This window comes from Blastomonas sp. (genome assembly GCF_041747255.1).
Taxonomy (GTDB): domain Bacteria; phylum Pseudomonadota; class Alphaproteobacteria; order Sphingomonadales; family Sphingomonadaceae; genus Blastomonas.
Window position 1 is genome coordinate 1 of the sequence record NZ_JBGTFM010000475.1, and the last position, 6349, is coordinate 6349.

General features: G+C 62.2%; 7 protein-coding genes. 6 read left to right on the forward strand and 1 reads right to left on the reverse strand.

Going from position 1 to position 6349, the window contains the following annotated elements:
• Positions 1–201: hypothetical protein (locus ACEW8G_RS15720; RefSeq protein ID WP_373489338.1), on the reverse strand; the 201-nt coding region annotated here is incomplete at its 3' end.
• A gap of 18 nt (positions 202–219) precedes the next feature.
• Between ACEW8G_RS15720 and ACEW8G_RS15725 the strand changes: the two genes are divergently transcribed.
• The 6 genes from ACEW8G_RS15725 (at position 220) to ACEW8G_RS15750 (ending at position 5831) form a co-directional block, all read left to right on the forward strand.
• The gene (locus ACEW8G_RS15725; RefSeq protein WP_373489339.1) at positions 220–1464 is read left to right on the forward strand and encodes a tyrosine-type recombinase/integrase; all 1245 of its coding nucleotides are present in this window, start codon (positions 220–222) and stop codon (positions 1462–1464) included.
• Positions 1465–1604: 140 nt separating this feature from the next.
• On the forward strand, positions 1605–2417 hold the full coding sequence (locus tag ACEW8G_RS15730) for a tyrosine-type recombinase/integrase (RefSeq protein ID WP_373489340.1): 813 nt from the start codon (positions 1605–1607) through the stop codon (positions 2415–2417).
• A complete protein-coding gene (locus ACEW8G_RS15735) occupies positions 2404–3399 on the forward strand; it encodes a tyrosine-type recombinase/integrase (protein ID WP_373489341.1) in 996 nt (331 codons plus the stop codon). Before ACEW8G_RS15730 ends, ACEW8G_RS15735 begins: the two co-directional genes overlap by 14 nt.
• A 133-nt stretch (positions 3400–3532) precedes the next feature.
• Entirely contained in the window at positions 3533–3793 is a 261-nt protein-coding gene (locus ACEW8G_RS15740; RefSeq protein WP_373489342.1) for a helix-turn-helix domain-containing protein, read from the forward strand.
• Positions 3794–3867: 74 nt separating this feature from the next.
• Positions 3868–5589 (forward strand): SulP family inorganic anion transporter, encoded by a 1722-nt coding sequence (locus tag ACEW8G_RS15745; RefSeq protein ID WP_373489343.1) that lies wholly within the window; start codon positions 3868–3870, stop codon positions 5587–5589.
• On the forward strand, positions 5589–5831 hold the full coding sequence (locus ACEW8G_RS15750) for a winged helix-turn-helix transcriptional regulator (RefSeq protein WP_373489344.1): 243 nt from the start codon (positions 5589–5591) through the stop codon (positions 5829–5831). Before ACEW8G_RS15745 ends, ACEW8G_RS15750 begins: the two co-directional genes overlap by 1 nt.
• The last annotated feature ends 518 nt before the right edge of the window (positions 5832–6349 follow it).

Genomic DNA, 6349 nt, shown 5'->3' on the forward strand with positions numbered 1-6349 from the left:
GTGGGCATTGCCGTACGGGTGTTGTCGCCCCGGGGCGGCGACTTCAACGATGACCTGCAGGCTACCGACCTTGAGGATCTCCGCGCAGCTCTCCGACCCCAACTCGACCCAGAAGATGTAAGCAGGATCGGGGAAGGGTGAACAGCAAGGAGGAACAAAAGCGGTGCGGTGCGCCAGAACGTGCGAACCCTGTGTTTCCACAGAAACGGAGACACAACCATGTTCGAAGAAATCTTCTTTCCACCGGCGGCGGCAAAGCACCGCAATGCGCCGCTTGCCGATCAAAGGGCCGGTTACCTTCTGAAACTGAACGCAAGTGGGGCACAGCGCGCCACCCTGCGAAAGAATGCGAATGCTCATCTCAATCTCGTGCGGCTTCTTGACCTTCGAGATGGCGACACGATCAGCCAGAATGACATTGAAACCGCTGCCAGGCTCTGGGCCAATCCCGAAGGGCGCAGATCCGACCGAGAGGCAACAAACAAGGCCAGGCAGCGCTTCATCAGCCATTGCGCCGACCTTCTGCATCACCTTGGCTGGATCGAACCAGATGACGCTATCCATCCCTATGCCACCGAACTCAGCGTCTACGAAACCTGGCTGCGCAAGGAGCGGGGTCTCTCCCCCGAGACGGTTCATGGTTATTGTCGCGCAGCCAACCACTTCCTGACCCGGATTGCGGGGCGCGGCATTCCATTCGGCGCGCTCTCGATGGCTGACATTGACGACATCATTGGCGATGAACATCGCCGCGGCATCTGGAGCCGAAGGACGCTCCACGACCACGCGCAACGCCTGAGATCATTCATCGTCTTTGCCGAAAAGCGCCAATGGTGTCGCCCGGGTTTGGGCGCAGGGATTGTCGCACCGGGATACAGGGCCGACGAGGTCTTGCCGAAGGGGATCAAACGCAACGACGTCGAGCGCCTTTTGGCTTCGCTCAGCGGGAAACGGACCGTCGATCTGCGCGACCGGGCTATCCTCCTGCTGTTCACATCCTACGGTTTGCGTGTCAGCGAAGTAGCGGGCCTGTGCCTCGATGACTTCGACTGGGACGCCGAAATGCTGCGGGTTCGGTGCCCCAAACCGGGTCGGATCCAGCTTTGGCCGCTATCGCAGGAAGCTGGCCGGGCGATCCTGTGCTATCTCCGGCACGGGCGGCCAAAAGGTCATGGACGTGCCGTCTTCTTCACATCCCGCGCGCCGGTCCGTCCCTTGGATCGCAAGGCTTTGGGCAAGATCGTCCGCGACCGCCTAGCTGGTATCGGCGTCGTGACAGGGCGGCGAGGCCCACATGCACTCCGGCATGCTACTGCCCAACACCTCCTGGATCGAGGCATGTCGATGAAAGTCATCGGGGACTTCCTCGGCCATCGCGATCCGTCTTCGACGGCGATTTATGCCAAGGTCAACTTGGCAGCGCTGCGCGAGGTGGCCGCATTTGATCTGGAGGCGCTGCTATGAACCTGGGCGAGGCGATTGACCATTACGTCGGGTGGCGGCAGGCGCAGGGTGCAAAGTTTAAAACCGCCCGGAACCTATTGCGGCAGTTTATACGCCATATCGGCCCAGAGACTGATTGCGACGAGATATCGAGGGATCAGGTGCTCGCCTTCCTGATTGGTCCAGGCCCGAGAACCCGGCACCGCGACAACAAGGCTTATGCGCTCGCGGGCTTCTGGAGATTTGCGATAAGCCGTGGCTATGCCAGTTCTTCACCGCTCCCCGCGAGCGAACGGCGGCCACCGTTGCTCGCGCCACCGCACATATATTGTCGCGCGCAGTTGCAGCGTCTTTTCGATCCGCGAAACATCGAGATTGCGCTGATCTGCGCAAAGCAGCTCGAACTGAACACGTTCCGTACGCTGCTTTTGCTGCTTTATGGCGCGGGGCTTCGGTTCAGCGAGGCCACCGGACTCCTGCGTGACGATTGCGACCTGAAGGAATCTGTCCTGACAATCCGGGACACCAAGTTCCACAAGAGCAGGCTGGTGCCCGCCGGATTACCGCTTGCGATGGTGCTGGCCAACCACCTGTCGCAGCCAGCAGGGCAACGGTTTGCCCCGAATGGTGCCGGATACCTGCTGTCAAACAGGGACGGGACCCGGCTGGCAAGCAGCACCGTGCAAACTGCGTTCGACCGACTGCGCCGCGCCGCGGGTGTCCGAGGTTGGGCTGGCGGCCGATCGGCGCCCCGCATGCATGACTTCCGGCACAGCTTCGCGGTTCACAGGCTGACCGCATGGTATCGGGAAGGCGCGGATGTGCAACGCCTGCTGCCCGTGCTGTCCACCTATCTCGGCCATTCCGATCTGGAAGGCACCAAAATCTACCTGACGTTGACCCCTGAGCTCTTGAACCAAGCGTCGATGCAATTTGCGCGTTTTGCCCAAGGAGGTGAAGATGCCCGAGCATGAACTCCTTGGGCCTTGGCTTCGGCGCTTCCTGACCGAGTATATCGTCACCGAACGAAACCTGGCCCGAAACACCCGGTCAAGCTATCGCGATACCTTCCGACTGCTCCTGCCTTTTGCCAGCCAAAAGGTGCGCAAGCCCGTCGACCGTTTGATGGTGCGCGACCTGGCGTCATCGCTGGTTCTGAAGTTCCTCGTCCATGTCGAGGACGACCGCGGATGTTCGGTTCGGACCCGAAATCAGCGGCTTGCCGGCATCAAGGCCTTTGCGCGCTTTGTGGGCAGCAGGGACCCAGCGCATGTCGAATGGTGTGGGCATATCCGCGCCATCTCTTCGAAAAAATCCATGCAGCCATCGGTTGGGTGGCTGACGCGGCAGGAAATGGAGGCGGTGCTTGCGGTGCCGGACAGGAAGACGGGCCGGGGACGGCACGAATACGCGCTCCTGCTCTTTCTCTATAACACCGGCGCACGCGTTTCCGAGGCAACAGAACTGAAGGTGCAGGATCTGTCGCTTGCCGCCCGGAAGGGCGGCCATGATCTTGTGACCCTTTATGGAAAGGGCGGCAAGATCCGCCAGTGCCCGTTATGGCCGGAAACCGAGCGGGCTCTTGCGCACGAAATCCGTGATCGCGAAGGGGAGTATCCAGTTTTTGTCAGCAGGCTGGGGGCAGGATATACGCGCTTCGGGGTCTATCGCCTGATCGAGCGCTGTGTAGCGCAAGTTCCAGCGCTCGCGGGCCGCACGATCACGCCGCACGTGATCCGACATACGACCGCCTGTCATCTGGTCCTTGCCGGGGTGGACATCAACACCATCCGCGCCTGGCTGGGACATGTGTCGATCAGCACGACCAACATTTATGCCGAGATCGACCTGACTCTGAAGGCCAACGCCGTGGCGCTCTGCGAAGTCGGCCAACGGAAACCGGGACGCTCGTGGAAGGAGGACAAAGACCTGATGGCGTTCCTGAAGTCCTTGTGAGTCGAAATCCCCGATGTGGGTCGCCACATCGGGGATGTTCCTGCAATGATGCATATCCAGACGACCTATATTGATACTTGAAATATCACTACTAACGGTTTAGATAGGCATTACTCCATTCAGAGGGTACTTTATGATCACGGGCCCACAGATGCGCGCCGCGCGTGCGCTGCTCGGTATCGACCAGAAAGCTCTGGCCGAACTGGCGGGCCTTTCCGTGCCGACAATCCAGCGCATGGAGGCAAGCACCGGCAACGTGCGCGGCGTGGTGGACAGCCTGACCAAGGTCATTGCGGCACTCGAGCTTGCCGGTTTGGAACTCATTGGCGAAGGCTCTGTCAGCACGGTTGGCGGTCGTGGTGTGCGCCTTAAGGTACCCCCACCCAGACATTGAACCCTCAACCCGCGACGGCGACCGCCGACAAGAAGCCGACGATCCCGCCGCAACCCTCAAAGGTGCGGCCGAAGATGAAAGACCAGATCAGCAGACAGAGTGCGGCACCCAGCTTTGCCGAACTCTTCACTCCGAAACTCGTCACGGTCCTGCGTGAGGGCTATGGACTGCCCCAGTTGCGTGCGGACGCCATCGCAGGGCTGACGGTTGCCATCGTCGCTCTGCCGCTCTCGATGGCGATTGCCATCGCCTCGGGGGCGACCCCGGCACAGGGGCTCTACACGGCGATCGTCGGCGGCTTTCTAGTCTCGCTTCTAGGCGGCTCGCGGTTCCAGATCGGCGGCCCGGCCGGTGCCTTCATCGTGCTGGTGGCTAGCACCGTCGCGCTGCATGGAATGGACGGGCTGATCCTTGCAACCTTCCTGTCGGGCTTGATGCTCACCGCTGTCGGGTTTCTGCGGCTTGGCACCTTCATCAAGTTCATTCCCTTCCCTGTGACCGTCGGCTTCACAGCCGGAATCGCGGTGATCATCTTCGCCAGCCAGATCAAGGAACTCTTCGGCCTGACGCTGGATCATGAGCCCGGTGCGCTTCTCGAAAAACTGCCCGTGCTCTGGGCCGCCCGGAACAGTGTGACTCCCTCCGCAGTTCTGCTCTCCATCGCAACGGTCGGCATCATCCTCGGCCTGCGCCGGTGGCGTCCCCATTGGCCGGGGATGCTGATCGCGGTCGCGGTCGCAGCGGCAGGCGTCGCGCTCTTAGGGCTGCCGGTGCAGACCATCGGTACCAAGTTCGGTGGAATCCCGTCGTCGCTTCCCGCCCCGACGTTCCCGGAGCTGTCGATGGAGAAGATCATGGCGGTTCTGCCGGCGGCGATCTCCTTCACCCTGCTCGGCGCCATCGAGTCGCTTTTGTCGGCGGTCGTGGCCGACGGCATGACCGGTCGGCGGCACCGCTCCAACTGCGAGCTTGTCGCCCAGGGGGCGGCCAACATCGGGGCATCGCTCTTCGGCGGCTTTTGTGTGACCGGAACCATCGCGCGGACGGCTACCAACGTGCGGGCGGGCGCACACGGGCCGGTTGCCGGGATGCTGCATGCCCTGTTCATCCTGCTCTTCATGCTCGTCGCCGCCCCCCTCGCGGCCTATATCCCACTCGCGGCACTGGCCGGTGTGCTGGCCGTCGTGGCCTGGAACATGATCGAGAAACCCGCCATCGCGATCCTGTTGCGCTCAGGCTGGGGCGAGGCGACGGTCCTTGGCGCGACCTTCTTCCTGACCATCTTCCGCGACCTGACCGAAGCCATCGTCGTCGGCTTCGCGCTTGGTTCGGTCCTGTTCATCCACCGCATGAGCCAGACAACCGGGGTTGCTGCGAACACTGCCTTCGTCGGCCGTGATGAAGCGGACACCACCCACCCGCGCGCGGCCTATGACGAGGAGGCCGCGGCAAATCCCGCGATTGTGGTCTATCGCATCACCGGAGCGCTCTTCTTCGGTGCCACGGCCTCGATCGGATCGGTGCTCGACCGGATCCAGGACAGCCACAAGGCGTTGGTCATCGACTTCTCGGCTGTGCCGCTCCTCGACTCGACCGGGGCCAACATGATCGAGGGCCTTGTGCACAAGGCAGATAAGCGCGGCGTGGCCCTCTGGTTGACGGGTGCCAGCCGCGACATCCAACGCGTGTTCGTGACGCACGGTCTGAAAAAGCCCCTCGTGCACTATGCCGCTTCCATAGAGGACGCCCTCAAAAGCCTTGAGGGCGATGTCGGCGCCCACCAGGATGCCGCGTGATGCAGAGAGCTGCATTGGAGCGCCGACGGCGCAGAGAGACCTTCGGCCCCAAAGAGCGACGCCGCTATGTTCTCTCAGCGCTTGAGCGTCCACGGACCCAGGCCGAACTACGCGATGCCCTTGGCATGAGCAACAGCGGGATCCTGCACCTACTGCGGCGCCTCGAGCGGGACGGGCTGGTCCGTCCGGCCGAACGTGTGGCCTGGACGCGCGTCTGGGAAAAGACGCGAAACGGTGGCTGACGTCATGAACGGAGACAGCTCAAGCGCCACGCCGTATGGGAATGCGCTATCCGCCACGTGGACCGCACTGCTTGAGTGCGCCGAGTCGGCAGAGAACGGAGATCTCGATCTCGACGGAGGCGCTCCACAGGTTGTGGCTCTGGCCGAACGCCTCGTCGATCTTGGGTTCTTACGCGTCCCGCGAGCGGGCCACTACGCCCTGACTCAGGCCGGCAGGGAGCTTCTAGGACGTGACAAGACCAGCCCCATTCCGATCAGGCTACAGAGGCGTATCCCACGTCTCTTGCCTGTGGCCCTTGCAGCAATTGCGGTGGCCGTTCTCTGGCTATGGCTGCATTCCTAATGGCGTGGCGGTCCCCGCGCCATTACTTCCCAGCTCACCCTTCCCCGATCCTGCTTACATCTTCTGGGTCGAGTTGGGGTCGGAGAGCTGCGCGGAGATCCTCAAGGTCGGTAGCCTGCAGGTCATCGTTGAAGTCGCCGCCCCGGGGCGACAACACCCGTACGGCAATGCCCAC

Excerpts from the sequence above, each read along its gene's own strand:
- ACEW8G_RS15745 (WP_373489343.1), top strand. The coding sequence starts at position 3,868 with ATGAAAGACCAGATCAGCAGACAGAGTGCGGCACCCAGCTTTGCCGAA.
- ACEW8G_RS15725 (WP_373489339.1), top strand. The coding sequence starts at position 220 with ATGTTCGAAGAAATCTTCTTTCCACCGGCGGCGGCAAAGCACCGCAAT.
- ACEW8G_RS15750 (WP_373489344.1), top strand. The coding sequence starts at position 5,589 with ATGCAGAGAGCTGCATTGGAGCGCCGACGGCGCAGAGAGACCTTCGGC.
- ACEW8G_RS15735 (WP_373489341.1), top strand. The coding sequence starts at position 2,404 with ATGCCCGAGCATGAACTCCTTGGGCCTTGGCTTCGGCGCTTCCTGACC.
- ACEW8G_RS15740 (WP_373489342.1), top strand. The coding sequence starts at position 3,533 with ATGATCACGGGCCCACAGATGCGCGCCGCGCGTGCGCTGCTCGGTATC.